Source organism: Aliisedimentitalea sp. MJ-SS2, assembly GCF_032586155.1.
Lineage (GTDB): Bacteria > Pseudomonadota > Alphaproteobacteria > Rhodobacterales > Rhodobacteraceae > JAWHTC01.
In genome coordinates this window covers 48,782-73,579 of the sequence record NZ_JAWHTC010000004.1, presented here as the reverse complement: position 1 = coordinate 73,579, position 24,798 = coordinate 48,782, and the positions used below count along the sequence as shown (strand labels likewise).

24 protein-coding genes are annotated in these 24,798 nt (G+C 59.5%); 15 read left to right on the top strand and 9 right to left on the bottom strand.

Going from position 1 to position 24,798, the window contains the following annotated elements; genetic code table 11:
• Positions 1–48: 48 nt before the first annotated feature.
• Positions 49–1,191, bottom strand: a complete 1,143-nt coding sequence (locus RXV86_RS15505) for an SMP-30/gluconolactonase/LRE family protein (protein ID WP_316301165.1) — start codon at positions 1,189–1,191, stop codon at positions 49–51.
• A gap of 86 nt (positions 1,192–1,277) precedes the next feature.
• Entirely contained in the window at positions 1,278–2,483 is a 1,206-nt protein-coding gene (gene trpB, locus RXV86_RS15500) for a tryptophan synthase subunit beta (RefSeq protein WP_316301164.1), read from the bottom strand.
• A 221-nt stretch (positions 2,484–2,704) separates the two neighbouring features.
• On the opposite strand from trpB, the gene murJ reads away from it, so the two are divergent.
• Positions 2,705–4,258, top strand: coding sequence for a murein biosynthesis integral membrane protein MurJ (gene murJ, locus RXV86_RS15495; RefSeq protein ID WP_316301163.1), 1,554 nt, complete (start codon positions 2,705–2,707; stop codon positions 4,256–4,258).
• Between the two features lie 168 nt (positions 4,259–4,426).
• On the opposite strand, the gene RXV86_RS15490 is transcribed toward murJ, so the two are convergent.
• Positions 4,427–5,113: a rhomboid family intramembrane serine protease gene (locus RXV86_RS15490; RefSeq protein WP_316301162.1), complete on the bottom strand. Its 687-nt coding sequence runs from the start codon at positions 5,111–5,113 to the stop codon at positions 4,427–4,429.
• A 99-nt stretch (positions 5,114–5,212) separates the two neighbouring features.
• On the opposite strand from RXV86_RS15490, the gene trpS reads away from it, so the two are divergent.
• From trpS to RXV86_RS15425, 13 genes are all read left to right on the top strand, one after another.
• Positions 5,213–6,229 (top strand): tryptophan--tRNA ligase, encoded by a 1,017-nt coding sequence (gene trpS, locus RXV86_RS15485; protein WP_316301161.1) that lies wholly within the window; start codon positions 5,213–5,215, stop codon positions 6,227–6,229.
• Between the two features lie 100 nt (positions 6,230–6,329).
• Complete coding sequence (locus RXV86_RS15480; protein WP_316301159.1) at positions 6,330–7,199, top strand: branched-chain amino acid aminotransferase; 870 nt, start codon at positions 6,330–6,332, stop codon at positions 7,197–7,199.
• A 79-nt stretch (positions 7,200–7,278) separates the two neighbouring features.
• Positions 7,279–7,755: a universal stress protein gene (locus RXV86_RS15475; protein WP_316301157.1), complete on the top strand. Its 477-nt coding sequence runs from the start codon at positions 7,279–7,281 to the stop codon at positions 7,753–7,755.
• Positions 7,756–7,835: 80 nt separating this feature from the next.
• A complete protein-coding gene (locus tag RXV86_RS15470; RefSeq protein WP_316301156.1) occupies positions 7,836–8,399 on the top strand; it encodes a NifU family protein in 564 nt (187 codons plus the stop codon).
• A 34-nt stretch (positions 8,400–8,433) separates the two neighbouring features.
• A complete protein-coding gene (locus RXV86_RS15465; protein ID WP_316301155.1) occupies positions 8,434–8,826 on the top strand; it encodes a GFA family protein in 393 nt (130 codons plus the stop codon).
• Entirely contained in the window at positions 8,823–9,407 is a 585-nt protein-coding gene (gene tsaB, locus RXV86_RS15460) for a tRNA (adenosine(37)-N6)-threonylcarbamoyltransferase complex dimerization subunit type 1 TsaB (RefSeq protein ID WP_316301154.1), read from the top strand. The genes RXV86_RS15465 and tsaB overlap by 4 nt, the downstream gene beginning before the upstream one ends.
• A complete protein-coding gene (locus tag RXV86_RS15455; protein ID WP_316301153.1) occupies positions 9,397–9,813 on the top strand; it encodes a GNAT family N-acetyltransferase in 417 nt (138 codons plus the stop codon). Before tsaB ends, RXV86_RS15455 begins: the two co-directional genes overlap by 11 nt.
• Before the next feature lie 130 nt (positions 9,814–9,943).
• Positions 9,944–10,945: a BMP family ABC transporter substrate-binding protein gene (locus tag RXV86_RS15450; RefSeq protein WP_316301152.1), complete on the top strand. Its 1,002-nt coding sequence runs from the start codon at positions 9,944–9,946 to the stop codon at positions 10,943–10,945.
• Between the two features lie 73 nt (positions 10,946–11,018).
• Positions 11,019–12,566, top strand: coding sequence for an ABC transporter ATP-binding protein (locus tag RXV86_RS15445; protein WP_316301151.1), 1,548 nt, complete (start codon positions 11,019–11,021; stop codon positions 12,564–12,566).
• Positions 12,566–13,663, top strand: coding sequence for an ABC transporter permease (locus RXV86_RS15440; RefSeq protein WP_316301150.1), 1,098 nt, complete (start codon positions 12,566–12,568; stop codon positions 13,661–13,663). Before RXV86_RS15445 ends, RXV86_RS15440 begins: the two co-directional genes overlap by 1 nt.
• A complete protein-coding gene (locus RXV86_RS15435) occupies positions 13,663–14,628 on the top strand; it encodes an ABC transporter permease (RefSeq protein ID WP_316301149.1) in 966 nt (321 codons plus the stop codon). Before RXV86_RS15440 ends, RXV86_RS15435 begins: the two co-directional genes overlap by 1 nt.
• A gap of 136 nt (positions 14,629–14,764) precedes the next feature.
• Complete coding sequence (locus RXV86_RS15430) at positions 14,765–15,688, top strand: sulfite exporter TauE/SafE family protein (RefSeq protein WP_316301148.1); 924 nt, start codon at positions 14,765–14,767, stop codon at positions 15,686–15,688.
• Between the two features lies 1 nt (position 15,689).
• On the top strand, positions 15,690–16,457 hold the full coding sequence (locus RXV86_RS15425; protein ID WP_316301147.1) for a TIGR02186 family protein: 768 nt from the start codon (positions 15,690–15,692) through the stop codon (positions 16,455–16,457).
• Position 16,458: 1 nt separating this feature from the next.
• Here the strand turns inward: RXV86_RS15425 and RXV86_RS15420 are convergent, their stop codons facing one another.
• The 6 genes from RXV86_RS15420 to RXV86_RS15395 form a co-directional block, all read right to left on the bottom strand.
• Positions 16,459–17,988: an AAA family ATPase gene (locus RXV86_RS15420; protein ID WP_316301146.1), complete on the bottom strand. Its 1,530-nt coding sequence runs from the start codon at positions 17,986–17,988 to the stop codon at positions 16,459–16,461.
• A gap of 43 nt (positions 17,989–18,031) precedes the next feature.
• On the bottom strand, positions 18,032–18,664 hold the full coding sequence (locus RXV86_RS15415; protein ID WP_316301145.1) for an acyl-homoserine-lactone synthase: 633 nt from the start codon (positions 18,662–18,664) through the stop codon (positions 18,032–18,034).
• Between the two features lie 86 nt (positions 18,665–18,750).
• Positions 18,751–19,431 carry an autoinducer binding domain-containing protein gene (locus RXV86_RS15410; RefSeq protein ID WP_316301144.1) on the bottom strand — a complete coding sequence of 227 codons (681 nt, stop codon included), beginning with the start codon at positions 19,429–19,431 and terminating at the stop codon, positions 18,751–18,753.
• Complete coding sequence (locus RXV86_RS15405) at positions 19,415–19,624, bottom strand: hypothetical protein (protein WP_316301143.1); 210 nt, start codon at positions 19,622–19,624, stop codon at positions 19,415–19,417. Before RXV86_RS15405 ends, RXV86_RS15410 begins: the two co-directional genes overlap by 17 nt.
• Before the next feature lie 213 nt (positions 19,625–19,837).
• Positions 19,838–21,127, bottom strand: coding sequence for a crotonyl-CoA carboxylase/reductase (ccrA, locus tag RXV86_RS15400; protein ID WP_316301142.1), 1,290 nt, complete (start codon positions 21,125–21,127; stop codon positions 19,838–19,840).
• 133 nt (positions 21,128–21,260) lie between these two features.
• A complete protein-coding gene (locus tag RXV86_RS15395) occupies positions 21,261–22,640 on the bottom strand; it encodes a 1-acyl-sn-glycerol-3-phosphate acyltransferase (protein ID WP_316301141.1) in 1,380 nt (459 codons plus the stop codon).
• A 137-nt stretch (positions 22,641–22,777) separates the two neighbouring features.
• On the opposite strand from RXV86_RS15395, the gene RXV86_RS15390 reads away from it, so the two are divergent.
• Positions 22,778–24,745, top strand: a complete 1,968-nt coding sequence (locus tag RXV86_RS15390) for a protein meaA (RefSeq protein ID WP_316301140.1) — start codon at positions 22,778–22,780, stop codon at positions 24,743–24,745.
• The last annotated feature ends 53 nt before the right edge of the window (positions 24,746–24,798 follow it).

Here is a 24,798-nt window from a genome sequence, read left to right as displayed (position 1 = left end):
GCGGCCATCGTTGCAGGCTGCGTCGAACGTCCGGTTTGGCATTTCCCGCTAGTCCGCCGCCAACACCCCCAAATCCGGCTCGGTCAGGCTGGATACGTACCGCCTCCCGTCCTCTGCCTCGATCATCCCCGTGGTCAGGGCATAATCGCCAGACGGGTCCTGCATCGTCTCCAATACCTTGCCCGTCTCATCGATCCGCAAAACAAACCCATAGCGCTGCGGCTTGGGCCGGATCGACGCGGGCAGCCGCTGCACCACCTTGCGCAGGAACGGTTTGCCCGACAACGCATCGGCCGCTTCCGAGCGCGGGCTGACCAGACCGACCCAGAACGTTCCATCCGGGTTGCGATTGATATTGTCCGGGAAACCCGGCAGGTTCTCGACGATCCGCGTGGGTTCCCCCCCAGCGACCGGCAGTTTCAGCACCGAATAGGTGCCGGTCTCGACCACCAGAAGATGCGCGCCATCCGCCGTAAGCGCGATCCCATTGGCAAAACTCAATCCATCCAGAAGCACGCTCGTCTCGCCGCTGGCGGGGTCATATTTCAACACCCGCCCGTTCGGCCCATGCTCCATCAGGTCCAGAAGCGAGGCGGGCAAGGTGCCGCCATTGGCCTTGGCCCCGAATTTCACCGAAGCATCCGAGAAATAAACCATGCCATCCGCCCCGATATCCACATCATCGGCATAGTCGATCGACGATCCGTCCACGGTCGTATCGGCCAGAACAGTGACCTCACCGCTCAGTTCCACCTTGAGCAGCCCGCGATAAGCGTCGGCAACGAAAAGCGTACCATCGCGATCAAACTCCACGCCCAGCGGTCGCCCACCAGTATGGGCAAACTCTTCCACGGCGCCGCTGACGGCATCATATCTCAGGATCGCGCCGTCATGGGTCGGGATGTAAAGCCTCCCCTCGGGCCCAAAGGTGATGTCTTCGGGGCCCACATGCGCCCCCAGCCCGATCCGCCTCACCCCCGCCAACCGCTCATTGGGGGAAAAATCTCCTGAATACCCCTTGTTCTCCGGTGCCTCCCAGGCCACCGGATCAATCGGTACCGGCCAGATCAGAATGTAGGCGAGTCCCACGCCAACGCTCACGGCCAGCAACTTCAGAAAAGCCTGCAACATCGCGGCACCTCCCATGTCCTGCCCCAGCCTGTCCGTTACCCAGTTGCTCAGGCAAGCCATTTCCTCCGTTCCGCCGCGTCAGCCAGCCAAAGGAAAACGCCGCCCCGTACCCCGGGACGGCGTTTCGGTGTCAAAAAATGACAGGTTCAGTCTTCGCCAAAACCGAAGGTCTCGGTGACATAGTCGATATCCTTGTCACCGCGGCCCGACAGGTTGATCAGGATCGATTTGCCCGGATTCTTGGGTGCCTCACGCATAGCAAAAGCCAAAGCGTGGGCGCTTTCCAACGCTGGAATGATCCCTTCATGGCGGCTCAGGTCGTAAAACGCCTTCAGCGCCTCTTTGTCATCGGCGGCGGAATAGTTGGCCTTGCCGGTGCGATAGAGATGCGCGTGTTCCGGGCCAACACCAGGGTAATCCAGCCCCGAGGCTACGGTATGCACCGGCGCCGGCTCGCCCGCCTCATCCTTCAACACCATGGTGCGGAAGCCGTGAATGTCGCCATCTTCACCGAAAGTAATCGTGGCCGCATGATCGCCCAGCTTGGACGAGGTGCCCAGCGGCTCGACCCCGTGCAGCGACACGTCTTCATCGTCGATAAAGCCCGAAAACAGACCCATCGCGTTCGACCCGCCACCGACACAGGCCGCCACCATGTCTGGCAGACCGCCGGTCATCTCCAGGAACTGCTCGCGCGCCTCGATGCCAACGATATGCTGGAAGTCACGCACCATCATCGGGAACGGATGCGGCCCCACAACCGAGCCGATGGCAAACAAGGCCGTATCGGCCTGTGGCACGTACGCCTGGAAGGCGCTGTCGACCGCTTCTTTCAGCGACCGCCCACCAAAGCCCACCGGCACCACCGTCGCACCAAGCAGCTTCATCCGCGTGACATTCGGCGCTTCTTTCTCGATGTCGATCTCGCCCATGTGAATTTCGCATTCCATGCCGAAATAGGCCGCCGCCGTAGCGAGCGCCACGCCGTGCTGCCCAGCGCCGGTTTCCGCCATCAGCTTGGTCTTGCCCATATGCTTGGCCAGCAACCCCTCGGCCATGCAGTGGTTCAGCTTGTGCGCGCCGGTGTGGTTCAGATCTTCACGCTTGGCATAGATCTGCGCCCCGCCCAGCATGTCCGACAAGTTCTTGAAATAGGAAATCGGCGTCGGGCGGCCCTGAAAATGCTTGCGGATATAACGCAGGTCACGAATGAACTCGGCCGATTTCGAAATCCGGTCATAGGCCTCGCGGATCTCCTTGAAATGCGGCTCCAAAGGCGGCGGCAGCATCGCCCCGCCATAGTCGCCGAAAAAACCGTCCGCGTTCGGTGTCGATTTCAAGTAAGATGCCATACGTCCATGTCCTTTGTTTTTCTGATTCAAATGCGTGCAATTCGTCGCCCATTGGCCACCGCATTCACTGCATATCCAATGAGGTATTTCGACACAGTATTCAAGCCGCGCGCGCCTTACCCCTGACCGATGCTCCACGACCCGAAATCCCGCCATTCCCCCTCGCCGCGCAACCGGCTATAACGGGTGCAAAGACAGGCCCACCAAAGGCATGAGCAGCCATGAAACCCATCCGCCTCATCTCCGGCTTTCTGACCGTTGGCGTCTGGACCCTGCTCAGCCGCATCCTCGGCTTCGTGCGCGAGATCATGATCCTCGCCTTCATCGGTCCGGGGCCGGTGATGGATGCCTTTGTCGCCGCCTTCCGCCTGCCCAACATGTTCCGCCGTTTCTTTGCCGAGGGCGCGTTCAACGCTGCCTTCGTACCGATGTTTTCAAAACGCTACGAGGCGGGCGAGGATCCGCAGGGCTTTGCCAACCAGGCGTTCAACGGGTTGGCGTTCATCGTTCTCACTCTCACTGCGCTGGCGATGATTTTCATGCCCGCTTTCGTCTGGGCCACGGCCGAAGGCTATACTGCCGATGGCCGCTTCGACCTGACCGTCGGCTATGGCCGCATCGTCTTTCCTTACATCGTCTTCATGTCGCTCTCGGCGCTGTTCTCCGGCGTGCTGAACGCCACGGGCCGATTTGCCGCCGCCGCCGCAGCACCAGTGCTTCTGAATATTTTCGTCATCATCGCCATGGCCAGCGCCGCCCTGCTGGATCAAAGCATCATCACCTGGCTGGTCTGGACCGTGCCGATAGCCGGGATCGCCCAGCTCACCCTTGTCTGGGTGGCCGCGTCGCGCGCCGGCGTGTCGATCCGCCCCGGTCGCCCGCGTTGGTCGCCGGAAATGAAACACCTTGTCGTGGTGGCGATTCCGGCAGCCCTGTCCTCCGGCGTCATGCAGATCAACCTGCTTGTCGGCCAACAGGTGGCCTCGCGCACCGAATCCGCCGTCAGCTGGCTCTTCGCCGCAGACCGGCTGTACCAACTGCCCCTTGGCGTGGTTGGCATCGCCGTCGGCATCGTTCTTCTGCCCGACCTGTCGCGCCGCCTGCGCGATGGCGACCACGAAGGCTCGCGTCATGGCCTCTCGCGCGCCGCCGAAATCTCGCTGGCGCTCACCATCCCTTCTGCCGTCGCCCTTATGGTCATCCCCCTGCCTCTGGTCAGCGTCCTGTTCGAGCGCGGTCAGCAAACTGCCGATGACAGCGCCGCCATCGCGCTCGCCACCGCGATCTACGGCTTTGGCCTGCCCGCCTTCGTTATGCAGAAGGTCCTGCAACCACTCTACTTCGCCCGCGAGGATACCCGCACCCCGTTCCGATTTGCGCTCTGGGCCATGCTGATCAACGCGGTGCTGGCCGTCGGGCTCTACATCCTGCTCGACAGCCTTGGCTGGATCGCCCCAGCCATCGCCACCACGATCGCAGGCTGGGCCATGGTCTGGATGCTGGCCCGCGGTGCGCGCCCCATGGGCGAGGTCGCCCGGTTCGACGCCCGCTTTCACAAGCGCATCTGGCGCATCATCGCCGCCTCCATCGTCATGGGCGCAGTGTTGGCCGGCGTGAACCTTCTTCTCGGGCCAATCATCATGGAACCGGGCTGGCGCTACCTCGCCCTCCTGATCCTCGTCGGCTCGGGCATGGTCAGCTACTTCCTGATCGGTCGCCTTCTCGGCGCCTTCAACATGTACGAGTTGCGCCAGAGCTTACGTCGCAGAGGTTGAACGCGCGGTCACGCAAGGTTTCGGTCATTTTCGACGCAACGCCCGGTGGGGTAACGAACGGCCGTCTCGAAAAATCGTCAGGATTCGCCCGACGGATACCCGACAGGTGCCAGACGGATTCCAGCCCCTTAATTCTCGGTTAATTTCAAAAGTTAACACCGTACAGATTTATCGCTGCCGCAGCCTGTCCCGCAGCCTAAACCAGCCACCGGGGCTGACCACGAAGGACAGAAGAAACCCCCAGCCAAACCCGGACAGATCCGCCACCCAATTGGTTCTGGCGCCGAAAAGAATCCCGAAAACCAACTGGATAAACATCAAAAAGCCGATCAGCGTGAACGCTCTTGCGCGCGGTGCTCCCTTTTCCCCCAGCTTCAGCCACAGCACGTAGGAAAACGCCCCAATCAGCCCGTAAACCCCCGGGAACGCTCCAACCAAGTATCCGGGATCATTAGCAAAAACCGCCCAGACCAGTGCCCCGCCAATGCCCGACCCAAGAAATACAATCGCTACCGCCCACCAGGCAAACACCTCGCCCACGAACTTGCCTAGCGCCAGAAGCATGACGCCGGCCACGATCATGTGGATGAACGACCAATGTACAAACAGGTAGGTCACGAACCGCATGACATGCTCCGCAGGCCATCGCCCGTGCTGCCACATCAGCTCGAACACCGCGCCATTGAACGCATAGTCCTGCACCGCACCCGCGCGCCATCCCACCGCCGCAGGTCCGCCGACAAGCCCCTGGTTTCCAAGGGTAAAGGCAAACTCTATCCCCAGCATCACCAGGAAGAACAGCACAACCGGCGGACTGACCGGGTTGACCGGGCTGATATTGGGGTCGCTGCTCATCACTCGTCTCCTTGCGCCCATTGCTTGCCCGTTTGCTTGACGGCGCTTGCCCCCATGGGTAAGCCAGCCGCACCCATAAATCCAGACGGAGAACATCCCATGTCCGAGACCGCCTTCCAACCGCGTGTCTTTTCCGGAATCCAGCCCTCGGGCGACCTGCATCTTGGCAACTATCTTGGCGCACTCAAACGCTTTGTGACGATGCAGGATCAGGGCATCGAAACCATCTACTGCATGGTTGATTTGCACGCCATCACCGTCTGGCAGGACCCGACCGATCTGCGCAATGCCACGCGCGAACTTGCCGCGGGCTTCATCGCTGCCGGTCTCGATCCCGAAAAATCCATTCTTTTCAATCAGTCTCAGGTACCCGAACATGCCCAACTGGCCTGGATCTTCAATTGCGTTGCCCGCATGGGTTGGATGCAACGCATGACCCAATGGAAGGACAAGGCGGGCAAGAACGCGCAGAACGCCTCGCTGGGCCTGTTCGCCTACCCCTCGCTGATGGCCGCTGACATCCTGATCTATCACGCCACTCATGTCCCGGTCGGCGATGATCAGAAACAACACCTTGAGCTGACCCGCGACATCGCGATGAAGTTCAACCACGACTACAAGGTTGATTTCTTCCCCGTAACCGAGCCGGTGATCGAAGGCGCGGCCACCCGTGTGATGTCGCTGCGGGACGGGTCGAAGAAAATGTCGAAATCCGATCCCTCGGCCGCCAGTCGCATCAACATGACCGACGATGCCGACACGATCGCCAAAAAGATCCGCAAAGCCAAGACCGACCCCGAAGCATTGCCGTCCGAGGCCAAGGGTTTGGAAGAGCGCCCTGAAGCTCGAAATCTTGTTAACATCTATGCCGCATTGTCGGAAACAAGCGTTGATGACGTGCTGCGCGACGTTGGCGGCAAGCAGTTTTCCGAGTTCAAGCCGATGCTTTCGGAGCTCGCCGTGGAAAAACTCGCCCCGATCTCGGGCGAAATGGCCCGGCTGATGCAGGACACAAGCGAGATTGACGCCATCCTGCACCGCGGTTCCGAACGCGCCCGCGCCATTGCTGCGCCGATCCTGGAACAGACCTACGAAATCGTGGGGATGGTGCGTTAACCAATTGTTAACCTCGTAGGGTGCGTGATTTCACGCACCTTACCCTTTACCCCCGCCGAAACGCCCCCTAACCTCCCGCCCGGAGCACGGGAGAATTCACATGGCGATCAGCGGCAATATCAAAACCTATTTCGAAGGCACCTGGCACGACGGCAACCCGGTTGTGATCCGCGCCGCCGATCACGGCGCTTGGCTGGGCACCACGGTGTTTGACGGCGCGCGCTGGTTCGACGGGCTGGCACCGGACCTCGACGCCCATTGCGCCCGCGTCAACCGCTCGGCCGAGGCGCTGATGATGACCCCGACGACCGCGACTGACAAGATGGTCGAAATCATCCGCGAAGGCCTTGAGATGTTTGATAAATCCCAAGCCGTCTATATCCGCCCAATGTATTGGGCGATTGACGGTGACATGTCGATGTCCGCCATTGCCCCGGACCCAGACAAGACCGGTTTCGCTATCGCGCTCGAGGCCGTGCCGATGGCTGATGCATCGGCCTCCACCACGCTCACTCAAACCCGGTTCCGCCGTCCGGTACTCGAAGATGCGGTGGTCAACGCCAAAGCCGGCTGCCTCTATCCCAACAATGCCCGTATGATCAAAGAGGCCCGTGCCAAGGGTTTTGGCAACGCGCTGGTGGCCGACGCCGTCGGCAACGTGGCCGAAACCGCCACCGCCAATGTCTTCATGGTCAAGGATGGCGAGATCTTTACCCCGATCGCCAATGGCACCTTCCTGGCTGGCATCACCCGCGCACGCCACATTTCGAACTTCGCCTCCGAAGGAGTCAAAGTCCACGAGACTGTGCTCAGCTTCGAGGATTTCCACGCCGCGGACGAGATTTTCCTGTCCGGCAACATGGCCAAGGTCACACCGGTGACTGCCTTCGACGACACCCAATACCAAGTCGGACCGGTCACCCGCCGGGTACGCGAAATGTACTGGGACTGGGCCGCATCGAACGGCTGAGCGCCCGCGCGCTTCTGACCCGTTGTAAGCCATTTCGCACTGCGTCATGATCGCGCGAAACTCGAAGGAGCCGTAGGAAATGCGCAAATTCATGGTCGTGCTGGATGACAGCCGCGAATGCCTCAACGCCATGCGGTTTGCCGCCATGCGGGCGCAACACACCGGCGCTGACGTGGAGATCCTCGGGGTGATTCCGCCCGAGGAATTCAACCACTGGCTTGGCGTTGGCACGTTGATGCGCGAAGAGGCCAAGGAACGCATCCACGCCCATTTCGAGGTCTTTGCCAAATGGATGCGCGAGAAACATGACATCGATCCGCGGCTTGTAATCCGCGAGGGCGACATGCTCGAAGAAATTCTCAAACGCACCCGCGAAAGTAGTGAAATCGGCCTGCTGGTTCTCGGTGCTTCGGCCGACAAGGGCGGCCCGGGTCCGATCCTGACTGCATTGATGCGGCAGGCTGGTTCCCTGCCAGTGCCAATCACAGTAGTGCCCGAAGACATGTCGAAAGAGCGTCTCGAAGCGATCACCAAACCGGCCCACGAACAGGTTTGACGGTTTAGAATCGTTCCAAGAATATTGACATTTGCGATGTGCATTTGCATATCTGACCAAAGCGATAAGGAAATGCAGCCATGTTCATCCAAACCGAATCCACGCCGAACCCGGCAACGCTGAAATTCCTGCCCGGTCAGCGGGTGATGGAAACCGGCACCGCCGATTTCCCCGAAGCCGTGGGCGAAGAGACCTCGCCGCTGGCGGCACGCGTCTTTGCCGTGGCCGGTGTAACCGGCGTGTTTCTTGGCGGTGATTTCGTCACCGTGACCAAGTCCGACGACATGGATTGGGACCACGCGAAACCCGCCATCCTTGGCGCGATCATGGAGCATTTCCAATCAGGCGCTCCGGTTATCACTGCCGGAGCCGAGGCCGCAGGCGGCCACAGCGAAGATACCGGCGAAGACAGCGCAATCATTAACCAGATCAAAGTGTTGCTTGATACCCGTGTGCGCCCAGCCGTAGCGCAGGATGGTGGCGACATCACCTTCCACGGCTTTGATGCCGGGGTTGTCTATCTGCACATGCAGGGTGCCTGCGCAGGCTGCCCGTCCTCGACCCTGACCCTAAAAATGGGCATCGAGAACCTCCTGCGCCACTATATCCCCGAAGTGACCGAGGTCCGCCCGGTTGCCGTCTGACGCCACGGTTACGGGGCGGTGCTATTGCGGGTCCGTGTCCATCGCGGCGACGACCCCGCCCCAGATCGTGACTTACTGCCATTGCAAGGATTGCAAACGTTGGACCGGTGCCCCGGCTCCTGCTTTCGCGGGTTTTGCATCAGGTACCCTTGATCTCATGCCCGAACCTCAGCCGGTCTCCCATACACGCGGCGTGATGCGCTGGTTTTGCGCTGCCTGCGGCTCACCCGTTGCTGCCACTTTCGAGTACCTGCCTGGGCAAACATTTGTGCCGCTCGGGATTCTGGATCAGGCAGCCGACCTACCGCCATCCCTGCATTGCCACGCCGGTTTCGCCCTGCCATGGCTGCACACCGACGATGGCCTGCCCCGCGCCGATGCCACGGGGCGAGATGCGCTCAATGCCGCGAGCCGGGGGCAGGTATGACACTGGTTCTGGGCTTTGATACCTCTGGCGCCCACTGTGCTGCCGCGTTGCTGGACGGGGACGCGATCCTTGGACAGACTGCGCAAGAGATGGGCCGAGGACAGGCGGAACACCTAATGCCGATGCTCGAAGACCTGCTCGCGGCACATGGCAGAAACTGGCGTGATCTCACCGCAATCAGTGTCGGTATCGGCCCCGGCAATTTTACGGGTATCCGCATTTCAGTCTCGGCCGCCCGTGGCCTGGCGCTTGCCCTGGATATCCCGGCACGAGGCATCACCACCTTCGATGCAACTGTGCTGAACCATGACGGTGCCTGCCTGCCAATCGTCCCCGCCCCGCGCAATCAGGTTTACTTGCGTCTTCCTGGCAGTGAACCGACTCTGGCCCCCGCCGAGACGGCACAGGACCACGGGCTTCCGCTCCTTACACCCCCACCCGCCGCAACACTGGCCGCTAATATAGCCCGTATTGCCGCCCGCGGCGAAGGACAAACGCCACCTGCCCCCCTCTATGTCCGTCCCGCTGACGCGGCACCATCGAAAACCCCTCCGCCGGTCATCTTGTCCGATGACACCTGAGGACCTCGCCATCCTACACGCTCTGGCCTTCACCCGCCAACGCCCATGGACGGCCGAGGAATTCACCAGCCTTCTTGACAGCCCGCATGTCTTTCTCTGCATCGGCCCGCACAGCTTTGCCCTTGGCCGCGCCGTCGCCGGTGAGGCCGAACTTCTGACGCTTGCCACCGATCCCGCCCACCAACGCAAGGGTCTTGGTCGGGCGCGGCTGACCGATTTCCTGAACCAGGCCACGCACATGGGCGCGACGGAAGCCTTTCTCGAGGTTGACCAGCGTAATGATACCGCGGTCGCCCTCTACAAACACGCCGGGTTCACCATTATCGCAACCCGCCCAGCCTATTACACCTTACGCGACGGCACCCGGGCCGATGCTCTTGTCATGGTACGCCCCTTACCGGCCTAACCCCAGTTTCCTGTTGACCCCGCATGGCGACTCCGTCCTAAATCGGAGGTGATCAAACCTGATCTGCTCGCTTGTGGGGTGACCCGGGCCTTATGCCTGCCACCCGTCTTTAACCAATAGGGAGAAACCAATGACCCTGATGAAAAAACTCATGGGCACGGCTACCGCATTGGCCGTAACTGCCGGTGCCGCAATGGCCGACCCCGCCTTGATCTTCGATCTCGGTGGCAAATTCGACAAATCCTTCAACGAGGCGGCCTTCCGCGGCGCCGAACGCTGGGCCAATGAAACCGGCGGCAAGTTCTTTGAAATCGAGCTTCAGTCCGAAGCCCAACGCGAGCAGGCCCTGCGCCGTTTCGCCGAAGCTGGTGCCAACCCAGTGATTACCACCGGCTTTGCCTTTGCCACCCCGGTTGAAACCGTGGCGGGCGACTATCCCGACACCAAATTCGTCAATATCGACGGCTGGATTCCCGAAATTCCCGACAACGTGTTGATGATCGGCTTCCAGGAACATCAGGGCTCTTACCTTGTGGGTATGATGGCGGCGATGGCGTCGAAATCGGGCACCATCGGCTTTATTGGCGGCATGGACATTCCGCTGATCCGTCATTTCGGCTGCGGTTACGCCCAGGGCGCCAAGGCGGTAAACCCCGACATCGCCATCATCGCTAACATGACCGGCACCACCCCTGCCGCCTGGAACGACCCGGTAAAGGGTTCGGAATTGACCAAGGCCCAGATCGGTCAGGGCGCTGACGTGATTTATGCCGCCGCCGGTGGCACCGGTGTGGGTGTGCTACAAACAGCCGCGGATGAAAACATCCTGTCGATCGGTGTGGACAGTAACCAGAACCACCTGCACCCGGGCAAGGTTCTGACCTCAATGCTGAAGCGCGTTGACGTGGCAGTATACGAGGCGATGAAGGCTGGGGCCGATCTTGAAACGGGCTCGAAAACCCTTGGCCTCGCGGAGGATGGTGTCGGATATGCCATGGACGAAAACAACGCCCCGCTGGTCAGCGACGAGATGGCGGCGGCGGTTGAAGAAGCCCGCGCCAAGATCATTTCGGGCGATCTGGAAGTGGTCAGCTACTACGCCAATGACAGTTGCCCGGCGCATGATTTCTAAGACCTAATAAACAACGGGGCCGCGCCAGATATCTGGTGCGGCCTTTTGCATAACACGTGAGGCGGGGGCAAACGTGAGCAGAGCACAAGTGACGGAACCGGCGATTGAGCTGAAAGGCATCTCCAAGGCCTTCGGTCCAGTTCAAGCCAACAAGGACATTTCCATCCGAGTAATGCCGGGCACGATCCACGGCATTATCGGCGAAAACGGCGCTGGGAAATCCACTTTGATGTCAATACTCTATGGCTTCTACAAAGCCGACAAGGGTGAGATATTCATCAACGGAAACCACACGGTTATCCCCGACAGCCAGGCCGCGATTGCCGCCGGCATTGGCATGGTGTTCCAGCATTTCAAACTGGTGCAGAATTTCACCGTACTGGAAAACATCATTCTGGGCGCAGAGGACGGCAAGTTCTTAAAACCCTCTCTGGCCAAGGCCCGCAAGACGCTGATCGAGCTGGAACAGGAATACGGACTGGAAGTCGATCCTGACGCCGTGGTCGAGGAAATCGGTGTCGGCCAGCAGCAGCGGGTCGAGATCCTCAAGGCGCTCTACCGCGAAGCCCAGATCCTGATCCTTGACGAGCCCACCGGCGTTCTGACCCCGGCCGAGGCCGCTCAATTGTTCCGCATTCTTGCCCGGCTCAAGGAAGAGGGTAAAACCATCATCCTGATCACCCATAAACTGCGCGAGATCATGGATATCACCGACACTGTCAGCGTGATGCGCCGGGGCGAGATGACCGCGACGGTCAAGACCTCTGATACCTCCCCTGAGGAATTGGCCGAGCTGATGGTCGGACGCAAGGTGCTTCTGCGTGTCGACAAGGCCCCAGCAAACCCTGGTGTCGAGGTCCTGTCGGTTGAAAACCTGCGGGTCACGGACGAGGCCGGGGTCGAACGGCTCAAGGGTGTGTCGCTCAACGTGCGCGCCGGGGAAATCCTTGGCATCGCGGGGGTGTCCGGAAATGGTCAATCCGAACTTCTGGAAGTTCTGGGCGGCATGTGTTCTGGCACTGGTTCGATCAGGATCAACGGCCAAGAGATTGACCTGACAGGAAAGTTTTCCGATGGGCAATCGCGCCGGGCGCGAGGCATTGCCCATGTTCCCGAGGACCGCCAGCGCGAAGGGCTGATCATGGATTTCCACGCCTGGGAGAACATGATCTTTGGCTATCACCATGACGACGAATACCAATCGAACCGTTTCCTGATGGACAATTCCGGCATCACCCGGCTGGCCCAAGAGAAAATGGAACGCTTCGACGTCCGCCCTCCCAATCCACGCCTCACCGCCAAGAGCTTCTCAGGCGGCAACCAGCAAAAAATCGTGCTGGCACGCGAGATCGAACGCAACCCGGACCTTCTTTTGGTTGGGCAACCGACACGTGGCGTCGACATAGGCGCGATCGAGTTTATTCACCAACAGATCATTGCCCTGCGCGATGCAGGCAAGGCGATCCTGCTGGTTTCGGTTGAGCTTGATGAAATCATGTCGATGTCCGACCGCATCGCGGTGATGTTCGATGGCCTGATCATGGGCGAACGCCTACCCTCTGAGACGGACGAAAAGGAATTAGGCCTGTTGATGGCCGGGATCAACGGAGAGGCCGCCTGATGGAAAAGATGCCGAGATGGGCCGACGCGGTCCTTGTCCCCCTTTTCAGCCTTGTATTGGCCGCGATCCTGTCGGCCGTCGTCATCCTGGCGATTGGCGAAAGCCCCGTTAAGGCCTTCAAACTGATGGTTGATGGCGCGCTGATGCGCAGCGCCGGGTGGGGCTATACACTTTATTACGCAACCAATTTCATGTTCACCGGCCTTGCTGTCGCTGTCGCCTTCCATGCGAGAATGTTCAACATTGGCGGCGAGGGTCAGGCAATGCTGGGCGGTTTGGGCGTGGCGCTCGTCTGTCTTTACATCCCGTGGCCACACTGGACGCTGGCGCTGATCGGCGCGACGGTGGGCGGGGCTCTGTTCGGTGCGGCCTGGGCCTTGATCCCGGCCTATCTGCAGGCCAAGCGCGGCAGCCATATCGTGATCACCACGATCATGTTCAACTACATCGCATTTTCGGTGCTGAACTACCTTTTGGTTAATGTGCTGATTGCCAAGGGCTCAATGGACCCGGCCACGCCGAAGTTCCCCGAACCTACCCATCTACCAACATTCCAGGACATGTTCTCGACCGAGACCACCACCCTGTTCAAAAGCGCCCCTGCCAATGTCAGCTTTTTCCTCGCCATCCTCGCCTGCATCTTCGTCTGGTTGCTGATCTGGCGCACACGGCTGGGCTTTGAAATCCGCAGTTTCGGCCATTCAGAGACCGCCGCAAACTATGCCGGCATCTCGGGGGTCAAGATCACCATCATTGCCATGCTGATCTCGGGCGCATTGGCAGGGCTAATGGCCGTGAACACCACCCAGGGCGAGGCCGAACGGCTGGTGCTGAACTCGACCGAGGGCGCGGGCTTCATCGGCATTGCCGTGGCGCTGATGGGGCGCAACCACCCGGTGGGCGTGTTCATCGCGGCGCTTCTCTTTGGCTTCCTCTACCAGGGCGGGGCGGAACTCGCCTTCTGGACCTCGATCCCGCGCGAACTGATCGTGGTGATCCAGGCGCTGGTGATCCTGTTTACCGGAGCGCTCGACAACATGGTGCGGATGCCGCTTGAACGGCTCTTCCTGGCGTTGCACAAGAAGGAGCCAAACTGATGGACCTCAACACCCTTCTTCTGGTGCTCGACAGCACAGTGCGTCTAGCCACGCCGCTGCTTCTGGCCTGCCTGGCCGGGCTTTATTCGGAACGAGCGGGCATTTTCGACATCGGACTCGAAGGCAAGATGCTGATGGCGGCGTTCTTCTCGGCTGCCGTGGCATTCGTGACGGGCAGCGCCTGGCTGGGACTGCTGGCTGGCATTGCCTCGTCCATGGTGCTTTCGGCAATCCACGGGCTGGCCTCGATCACCTTCCGGGGCAACCAGCTGATTTCCGGCGTGGCGATCAACTTTCTGGCTGCGGGTATGACCGTTGTGGTTGCGCAGAGTTGGTTCAAACAGGGTGGTCGTACCCCGTCTTTGCAGGGCGACGCGCGGTTCAACCCCATTGACCTGCCCCTTGCCGAGACCCTTAGCGGTATTCCTCTTCTCGGGCCGATCTATCACGAGCTACTCTCTGGCCACACAGTGCTAGTCTATATCGCATTCGCCGCCGTGCCCTTCACCTGGTGGCTCCTTTTCCGCACCCGTTTCGGGCTGCGCCTGCGCGCTGTAGGCGAAAACCCGGAATCGGTCGATACCGCTGGCGTTTCGGTCATCGGGCTGCGATTTGCTGCCGTGGCGATTGCAGGGATTTTGTGTGGCATCGCTGGCGCCTATCTCGGCACCGCGCTGCAAGCCGGGTTCGTCAAGGACATGACGGCAGGCCGTGGTTTCATTGCACTGGCGGCTTTGATCTTTGCCAAGTGGCGGCCCTGGTATGCCCTGTCGGCAACGCTGCTCTTTGGTCTGTTGCAGGCAATCGCGGTGCGGTTCCAGAACATCGACCTAGGCGGTTTTGTCATCCCGGTGCAGTTCATGGAGGCCCTGCCCTATATTCTGACCGTGGTGATTCTCGCAGGGTTCGTCGGTAAGGCAATCCCGCCGCGCGCCGGTGGCGAACCCTATGTGAAGGAACGCTAATTCGACCTGAACTCGCCAACCTGTGAGCGAAAACATTCCGTTTCAATAATGTTTTTGCTCGCCTGTGCCAAAATGCCCCGGAAATCGGCCCTCTGCCCCCATTGATCAGGTAGGAAGAGCGGCGCTAGGTAGCGCAATGCATATCTACCTTCCTATCGCCGAAGTTTCCGTCAACGCGTTTCTGCTCCTTGGTCTGGGCGGGATGGTCGGCGTTCTGTCGGGTATGTTCGGCGTCGGCGGCGGCTTCCTGATGACGCCGCTTCTGTTTTTCATCGGCATCCCCCCCGCTGTCGCAGTGGCAACCGAGGCCAACCAAATCGTCGCCTCGTCCTTTTCCGGCGTTCTGGCGCATCTCAAGCGTAAAACCGTAGACCTCAAGATGGGTACGGTACTGCTTGTCGGCGGCCTTGTTGGGGCGGCGTTTGGAGTGGTCCTGTTCAACTACCTGAAATCCATGGGCCAGGTCGATCTTCTGGTGAAGCTTTGCTACGTCGTCTTCCTCGGCATCATTGGCGGGCTGATGTTCATCGAAAGCCTGAACGCTATCCGCCGCGCCCGCAATCCCGGCGCCCTTTCGGTGCCCAAACGTCGGCAGCGGACCTGGGTCCACGCCATGCCGTTTAAGATGCGGTTCCGCACTTCAGGTCTCTATATCTCAGTCATTCCACCGCTGATCGTCGGGGTTGCCGTGGGCGTTCTTGCCGCGATCATGGGTGTGGGCGGTGGCTTCATCATGGTGCCAGCGATGATCTACCTTCTTGGCATGCCAACCAAAGTCGTGGTCGGAACCTCGCTGTTTCAGATCATCTTCGTCACCGGATTCACCACACTGCTGCACGCCACCACCAACTATACCGTTGATATGGCGCTGGCGGTTCTGTTGCTGGTCGGCGGCGTTATCGGAGCGCAGATCGGAACCCGCATCGGGGTTAAGCTTAAGGCTGAGCAGCTGCGGATCCTCTTGGCAATGATGGTGCTCCTGGTTTGCGGCAAACTGGCACTCGACCTTCTACTGCAACCGGGCGAACTCTATTCGCTTGGCGCGACGGGAGGGCATTGAGATGCGGTTGATTCTAACCCTTGCGTTGACTCTTCTGGCCGCCCTTCCTTCCCGCGCCGATGAACAGGTGGTCCTTGGCCTCAGCCAGAACCGCGTCGCCATCACAGCAACTTTCGACGGCTCGGATATTCTCATTTTCGGCGCGGTCAAGCGCGACACACCAATTCCGGTGGATGATCCGATCGGCGTGGTCGTCGCCATCGAGGGCCCATCCGAGCCGCTGACCGTGCGCCGAAAGGAAAAAAAATACGGCATTTGGATCAATACCGACGCGCTGGAAATCAGCTCGGCCCCGGCCTTCTATGCGGTCGCCACCTCGGCCCCGTTTGACGAGATTCTCAACCAGACCGAAGACCTGCGCCATCACGTCTCAGTGCCGCAGGCTATCCGATCCGTTGGCGGCAGCGCACAAGTTTCAGACCCCGAAGCCTTTACCGAGGCGGTGATCCGCATTCGGCGCAAATCCGGGCTCTACCAATTCAACGAAAGCGCCGTCGACATTGCCGAACAAACCCTGTTCCGCACCTCGGTGGAACTGCCTTCGAACTTGACCGAAGGGGTCTACAAAACCCGCATCTTCCTGACCCGTCATGGAGAAGTTATCTCGCATTACGAAAGCAAGATCGACGTCCAGAAAGTCGGGCTAGAGCGGTTCCTATTCAACTTGTCGCGCGAGCGGCCCCTGATCTATGGATTGATGTCGCTGGTCATTGCCATTACCGCTGGTTGGGCCGCGTCGGCCTTCTTCCGCGTTTTCCAGCGTAACTGATCTACTCGTCCTCGATCTCGAGCGCGAAGGGCACGTCCGGCACGTGCAAATCATCTGTGGCCAGCGCATGCGTCGGCTTAGCCAAGCGGTTGCGCACAACCCAGTAAAGCCGTTCTTGCGCCCTGGTGATGGCCACATAGGCCAGCCGCTTCCACAGGGGTTGCCCGGCCTCGACCCTGCCCATACGGGCCGCTGCGTAGAGGTCTGGCGCGAACACCTGCACATTCTCCCATTGCGAGCCTTGCGCCTTATGGATGGTCACGGCCGCACCATGCAAAAACGCCGCGCCCATACGCGCTGCATAGGGGATGAAGGGTTCTTCTTCGTCCGGTTTCTCAATCTTAATAATCGACGCCGCCGACACTCGTGGATCGGGCGCCCCGATCACGTGCAACCGGGAAAAGCCCTGTTTGCGGCCTGGCCCAAGATAAACCACCTGCGCGCCCTTGATAAGCCCGCGTGCTTCGAGGTCCAGCCGCCGTTTACGATGTTTGAGCGGCAATTCTATCCCATCACAGATCAGCGGTTCCCCCGGCAAAAGTGCGTCCTCGGGCGCACCATGCACATGGCGAAACGCGTTGATCAGCCGAATGCGTGTGGCATTACGCCAGACTAGAACCGGGCTACGCGCCATTAGGTCAACCTCGACCCTCTGACCCCAGACCACGCGATCATCCTTGCGCGCGGTCTCTTCCACCAGACGTTCGAAATCCTCGAACTCGACTTCAGGGTCCGACAACGCGTGGGCTAAATCGAGGATCGGGTTAGTCACTTCTTGCCGGTGGATGCGGTGCAACTCAAGCTTGTCCGTCTCGGGTAGCTTTTCGAAAACCATTGTCCCAGACTGGTTGACGGGGGCCAACTGTGCCGGATCGCCAAACAACACCAGAATCGGGAAAATCTCTTTCAGGTCATCGAATTGCTTGTCATCTAGCATCGAGCTTTCATCGACAAAGCCGATGTCCAGTGGCTCGTCCCGGCGCTTCCAGCCGATTATGAAATCCGACCCGCGCAACCCCGCCGCGGCCAGAGCACCGGGGATCGAGCGGTTGATCTTGTAGAACGCCGCGGCCCTGTCAAGCGCCACATCGGTCAAGCCTTCGATCTCGGGGCGCTCATCGCTTTCCCCGGCCAACCATTCGGCGATGCGTTCGTATTCCGGGTCGTAAACCGGCGAATAAATGATGCGGTGAATGGTTGTTGCGGGCACACCCTGCATCCGCAAAACGCTGGCCGCCTTGTTGGTGGGGGCCAGAACGGCGACGGAACGCTTTTCCTTGCGGCGGCGGCTTTCATAGTCGCCTGAGATCACCTCGACCCCGCACTCAGCCATTGCCTTAAACAATTCGCCCAGCAAAAGCGTCTTGCCTGATCCGGCTTTACCCATCACTGCCAATACCAGCGATTTTCCGTCCTTGGGGGGCAACAGCTGCGCATCTGATATGTCCACGCCCAGCGGGCGCAGCGCCTCGCTGATGTGATCGAAGGCCTCTGCCTGATCGTGGGAAAAGGTTATGGCCGATGCGCTCATGGGCAGACCCTATAGGCCCGCCCCGGCAATCACAACGCGATCGTCAGGCGCTTTTGCGGGCCTGGATTTCACGCCCGAAACAACGGTCGAGCCACAGCCGGATCAAGGCCGGGCTGAGCCCCGCACTGCGCGCCACCCGCGCGCGCGCGTCATTGCTGAATGACCAAAGCCCGACGGAAGTCTTGGCCCGGCCCTGCCCTACGGCCCCCAAAACCGTTGGTGCCGAACCGATCCTGGAATAAATCCGCGTCATCGGCGCATCAAACACACCTATGAAGTGTTCGATCTCGAACCGCTCCATGATCCCGCCTCCGCCTAGCATCAGCGCCGCCGCTACACGCGGTCCGCTTCCTTTTTCCAGACAGAACCGTGTACATTCCCAAATCAACGGGCTTTCAACCCTGCGCCCATTCATCAGATGGGTGAAATGATCGTTGACCATGGTCGGCCCAGTCGTTGGCAACAGCCTGAACGAGCCGCCATGTCCGCCATCAGCGTTCTGCCAGATCACATAGAGCGGGTTTTCGTTGTCATATTCGTCCCGCTCGTGCCCCTGCGTATCTACGGTCACATCCCACCCCAACCGCTCGCGAAACTGCGCGGCGCGGTCGCGAAACATCGTGTCGGCCAGTTTGGGGAACACTCCCAGATCATTTGCATAGATAAACCGCAGCATCGCTTTCCCCTTTCCGCATCAGATTGAGGAAAACTAAGGGGAGTGCGGTTGTCAGGTTCCGAAAGTTACGAACGGAGCGTTAACCATCAGACAACGATTAATCCGCGCGAAAGGGCCCTCGCGACAGTTTGGGTTGTGTTGACCGCGCCCAATTTGAACCGCGCGGATTCTATGTAGACACGTAAGGTGTGCTCGGAAATCGACAGGGTATCCGCTACCTGTGCCCTGCTATAACCCTTGGCCAGGAAGGTCATCGCGTCGACCTCGCGCGGGCTTAACGTCTGGGCGGGTTCCGGCGCACGCCCGGGTTCCAATTGCAATGCCGCGTGGTTGAAAAAATGCGCAATCAAAATCAGATCGCGACGGTTTTTCTCGGTGAAGGCCGCCCATGTCTCATCATCGCAATGATGCGACACGGTAAACAGAGCGAACTGCCCATTCGGCCCACGGATCGGTACGGAATACCCTTGGTTGCCGACCCCGTATTCCAGCGCCTCAGCCTGAAAGCTGCGTGCCGCTTTTCCAGTCCAGTCGAGCCGTTTCCAGTCCACCGGGTTGAACCGCTGAAAACAACCCTGGATCACCGGGTCTACGCGCAGGTAATCTTTTTCGATATAGCGTTGCTGCCAATCCACGGAATAGGTGCCAAACCCATATTGTTCACCCGAACTGCTGACCCAGTGATAGACCAAATGATCAATTTGAAAATGATCCCGAAGCTTTTCGGAAACACCCTGAAGCCCATCAAACTCAGAGGCGCGTTCCAATTCCCCCAGGATTTTTTCCAATTTCGCCTTGCTCGGGCCTTGCACCACCTGTTGTCCCTTCCCCAAGGGATGCAATCTCGGCCGCCGCGACAAGCGACGTGTCCTCAAGCTGCTCGGCCAAGGCCTTCAGGCCATTGGCTTTTGCGAAAGCCTTCAGATCCGCGAGAACATCAAGTATCCAGTCATTTTTCATGTCGAGTCTCGCTTAATAGGGGTTAATGAAAGGTTAACAGCAGTCTAGCACAGCGCCACATTTGGTGAAATTCGCGGTTATTTTCTCCCCAGAAATAGCGAGGGGCAAAACCGCAAGCTTCTGAAACCCAGATTTGCACCCCGCAAAACAAAAAGCACCCGCGAATCTTAATTCATGATTCGCGAGCGCGGTTAATTTACGGTTAGTGCCCAGTTATTTTTTACCGGCTTCCAGAACGTCCTCAACCGTGCGCAGACCGGTGGTCGGCGCCTGAACAAGCACGGACATGTTGCCCGGTTTATGTTCGTTGCGCAGCATCTTCATGTGCGCCGCGGGGATTTCAGCCCACGGGAACACTTCCGACATGCACGGATCTAGGCGGCGCTCCAGCATCAGCTGGTTGGCGGCAGCGGCTTGTTTCAGGTGGGCAAAGTGCGACCCCTGCAGACGCTTCTGGTGCATCCAGACGTAACGTACGTCAAAGGTACAGTTGAAGCCCGAAGTACCGGCGCAGATCACAACCATGCCGCCCTTTTTGCAAATCAAGGAGGACACCGGGAAGGTGGCTTCGCCGGGGTGTTCGAACACCATGTCGACATTTTTACCTTTACCGGTGTATTCCCAGATCGCCTTGCCGAACTTGCGGGCCTCTTTCAGCCACTCGTTGTATTCGGGACTATTCACCGTGGGCAGTTGGCCCCAACAGTTGAAGTCCTTACGGTTGATCACGCCCTTGGCACCTTGTGCCATTACAAAGTCACGCTTGCTTTCGTCCGAGATCACGCCGATTGCGTTGGCACCAACAGTGTTGGCCAACTGGATTGCATAGGAGCCCAAGCCGCCCGATGCGCCCCAGACCAAAACGTTCTGGCCGGGCTTGAGTTCATGCGGGTGGTGACCGAACAGCATCCGGTAGGCGGTGGCCAGCGTCAGAGTATAGCAGGCAGCTTCTTCCCAGGTCAGGTGCTTGGGACGGTGCATCAGCTGTTGCGCCTGCGCGCGGGCAAACTGGGCAAACGAACCGTCGCCGGTCTCGTACCCCCAGATTCGCTGGGTCGGCGACAGCATTGGGTCGCCTCCGTTGCATTCTTCGTCGTCGCCGTCGTCCTGATTACAGTGGATCACGACCTCGTCGCCCACTTTCCAGTTCTTGACCTTGTCCCCAACGGCCCAGACGATGCCCGAGGCATCGGACCCGGCGATATGGTACTCCTGACCATGCACGTCGAATGGCGAGATCGGAACGCCTTTACCAGCCCAGACACCATTATAGTTGACGCCAGCCGCCATCACGAGAACCAGCACCTCGTGGCTGTCGATTTCCCAGGTATCGAGCACTTCCTGCTGAAAGGATGTGTCCGGGTCGCCGTGGCGCTCGCGTCGGATCGCCCATGCGTACATCTGTTTGGGCACATGGCCCAAAGGCGGCATTTCGCCAATTTCATAAAGGTCTTTTTTCGGCGCATCGTATGCCGCGATGGCGTTTTCGGTATCCAGTGCCATGGAATGCTCCCTAGGTGCGTTTTGCCGCGATGCAGAATCGCGATGTTCCCACCCGAAATATCCATGGCCACGCAACAATGCAATGCCCGGATGGACAAATTTGAAACTTTATAACCGTGCAATTGCAGAAAAATCAGCCACCCTCGCCGCGTGCGCGAAAAAGATGGGCGATTGACGCGGCATAGTAAGCCATCAGCGGGCGGTCCGCTTCGGATACGGCGAAGTGGGCGTTTTCCTCCAAAGCGGTCTTACGGCGGCGCAAATTGCGCAGACCCACTTCGACCGCATAGCTGCGGTCATCGCGAGGAATGTGCACATGAGCGTTTTCCAATCCCGCCATCAATGCGCTTACAGCATCTTCCAGCTCGTCGCGGGTCATCGGCTTCTCGGCCTGCAAAAGTGCGGTGGCTACCAATGGAACAGGAAGCACGGGGACCTCCTGTCCTATGCGGTGCATGAGCTCTTGCGCCAGCGGTAGAACGATCTCGTCGCCTTCCGCCTGTCCCATGAATTCGTGCAACGATACCGGCGCACCGAAGCTGACAGCGGCATAGCCAAAGCGATGATACTTGCCGCGGATACGCAGCCAGAGTTGATGGATCAGGAATTTCGCAATCAAAGACATCCGGGCGCGGAAACGCCGCTCGCCCGCCTGCCCCGCCGCCACAAGGATACGGTCCTCGAACACCCGGTCATAGTTCAGCGCCACCGGCACGAAGACTACATCGCGCGCGCTCACGTCATGGCCCTCGACAATATATTTCAGGATCCCCATCTTGGGTTCGGCCAGCGCCCCATCAAGCGATAGGCCGCCTTCGGGGAATACTGCCTGCATCACCCCGCCGTCGGTAGCCAGTCGCACGTAACGCGCCAGAACCTTGCGATAAAGCGCCCCGCGTGACTTGCGACGGATGAAATAGGCGCCCATCGCCTTGATCAACCGTGACAGCGGCCAAACCCGCGCCCATTCGCCCACGGCATAGGATAATGCGCTGCGTTCAGCCGCAAGATAAGTCACCAGAACGTAGTCCATGTTTGACCGGTGGTTCATGACGAACACCACGGTCGCCTCCTGGTCGACCTCGTCCAGCTTCTGTTCAGCGTAATGTCCAAGGCGCACGCGATAGAGCGAGGTGCTGATCAACCGCGCAAGCCAGATCGCCAATCCGAAATAGAGCGAGGCACTAAAGGAGGGCACAATCTCGCGAGCGTAACGCTGCGCCGTTTCAAAGGCGACGTTTTCAGGTATCGCTTCCTCGGCAGCATGTTCGGCAATCGCCTTGGAGACTTCGGGGTCATAGATCAGACGTTGGATCATGTCATGACGACGAGCCAGCTTGAACGGCTGGATGGGACGGTCCAGGCGCTCGTTCAGCCGCGCCACGACCTTTTCCATGCGCCGCCGAAAGAACCACCGCACCGAGGGCAACATGATCTTCTCCAGCGCCATGACGAGCGCAAAGAGGGAGATGACCAGGAACAGCCACAAAGGGATCTGGATCGGCGAAAACATGGCCGCACCGTGACAGGGAAAGCCGCGTAGGTAAATGACCCCATGCCGCGACGCAGCGAATTGACAGCGCCACAAAATTCCAAGTATCTACGTCAGGACGAAACAAAATTGCCGAAACCGATTCACGAGGCCCGCTTATGTCGCAACCGCAGAAAGACCGTCCCTGGATTATCCGCACCTACTCGGGACACTCGACCGCCAAGGCCTCGAATGCGCTTTACCGTGGCAACCTGGCCAAGGGTCAGACCGGTCTTTCGGTGGCCTTCGATCTGCCCACGCAGACCGGCTATGACAGTGACCACGTACTGGCGCGCGGCGAAGTCGGCAAGGTCGGGGTGCCAATCTGCCATCTGGGAGACATGCGGACCCTGTTCGACCAAATCCCGCTGGAACAGATGAACACGTCAATGACGATCAACGCGACCGCGCCGTGGCTTCTGGCGCTTTACATCGCAGTGGCCGAGGAACAGGGCGCGGATACCTCGAAACTGCAGGGCACAGTACAAAACGATATCATTAAGGAATATCTAAGCCGCGGTACGTATGTTTTGCCGCCCAAACCGTCGCTTAAGATGATCGGGGATGTGGCCGAGTATTGCTATAACAACGTGCCGAAATGGAACCCGATGAACGTGTGTTCTTACCATCTGCAAGAGGCCGGTGCGACACCTGAACAGGAACTTGCCTTTGCGCTGGCCACCGCCACCGCCGTGTTGGACGAATTGAAGGACAAGGTGCCTTCTGAGGATTTCCCGGCGCTTTGCGGGCGGATTTCCTTCTTCGTCAATGCAGGCATCCGGTTCGTCACCGAGATGTGCAAAATGCGTGCCTTTGTCGATCTGTGGGACGAGATCCTGCAGGACCGCTACGGCGTCGAGAATCCGAAGTTCCGCCGCTTCCGCTACGGGGTTCAGGTGAACTCGCTTGGCCTGACCGAGCAGCAGCCAGAGAACAACGTCTACCGTATTCTCATTGAAATGCTGGCGGTGACGCTTTCCAAGAAAGCCCGGGCACGCGCAGTACAATTGCCCGCCTGGAACGAGGCGCTTGGCCTGCCCCGTCCGTGGGATCAGCAGTGGTCGATGCGGATGCAGCAGATCATGGCTTATGAGACCGATCTGCTTGAATACGAAGACCTTTTCGACGGCAACCCGGCAGTGGATGCCAAGGTCGAAGCCCTGAAAGAAGGTGCACGTCACGAGTTGGCGACGCTCGATTCCATGGGCGGCGCGGTGGCGTCGATCGAATACATGAAGTCGCGGCTGGTCGATTCCAACGCCGAACGGCTAGGCCAGATCGAGGCCGGGGAGACCACCGTGGTGGGCGTTAACAAGTGGACCGAAGGCGAAGACAGCCCGCTTATGACTGGCGATGGTGGCATCATGACCGTTGATCCGGCAGTCGAGGCGGAACAGATCGACCGGCTGAACACTTGGCGCACTGAGCGTGACGAGGACGCAGTGCAAAAGGCCCTGTCGGACCTGAGCGAAGCCGCCAAATCCGGCACCAATGTCATGGCACCGTCGATTGCGGCGGCCAAAGCGGGGGCGACAACCGGTGAATGGGCGGCGCAGATGCGCTCGATCTATGGCGAATACCGTGGGCCAACCGGTGTCAGCGGCTCGCCGTCGAACAAGACGGAAGGGCTCGACGATATCCGCAACGCCGTGGATGCAGTTAGCGATCATCTGGGCCGCCGTTTGAAATTCGTGATCGGCAAGCCGGGACTCGATGGCCATTCAAACGGCGCCGAGCAGATCGCCTTCCGCGCCCGTGACTGCGGCATGGACATCGAATACGAAGGCATCCGCCTGACCCCGGAAGAGATTGTAAACGCTGCGAAATCCGGCAATGCCCATGTGGTGGGTCTATCGATCCTGTCGGGGTCTCACATGCCGCTGGTCGAGGAAACCCTGGAGCGGATGCGCACCGAGGGCCTGACCCATGTGCCGGTAATTGTCGGCGGGATCATCCCCGACGAAGACGCCGCGCGCCTGCGCGAGCTGGGCGTGGCACAGGTTTACACGCCCAAGGATTTCGAGCTTAACACGATCATGATGGACATCGTGGCTCTGGCCGATCCCAAGGTGCAGGCCGCCGAATAAGTGGGCTTTCCATCCCTGATGAAATGGCGCTACGGTCCGCCTTGGCGCCATTT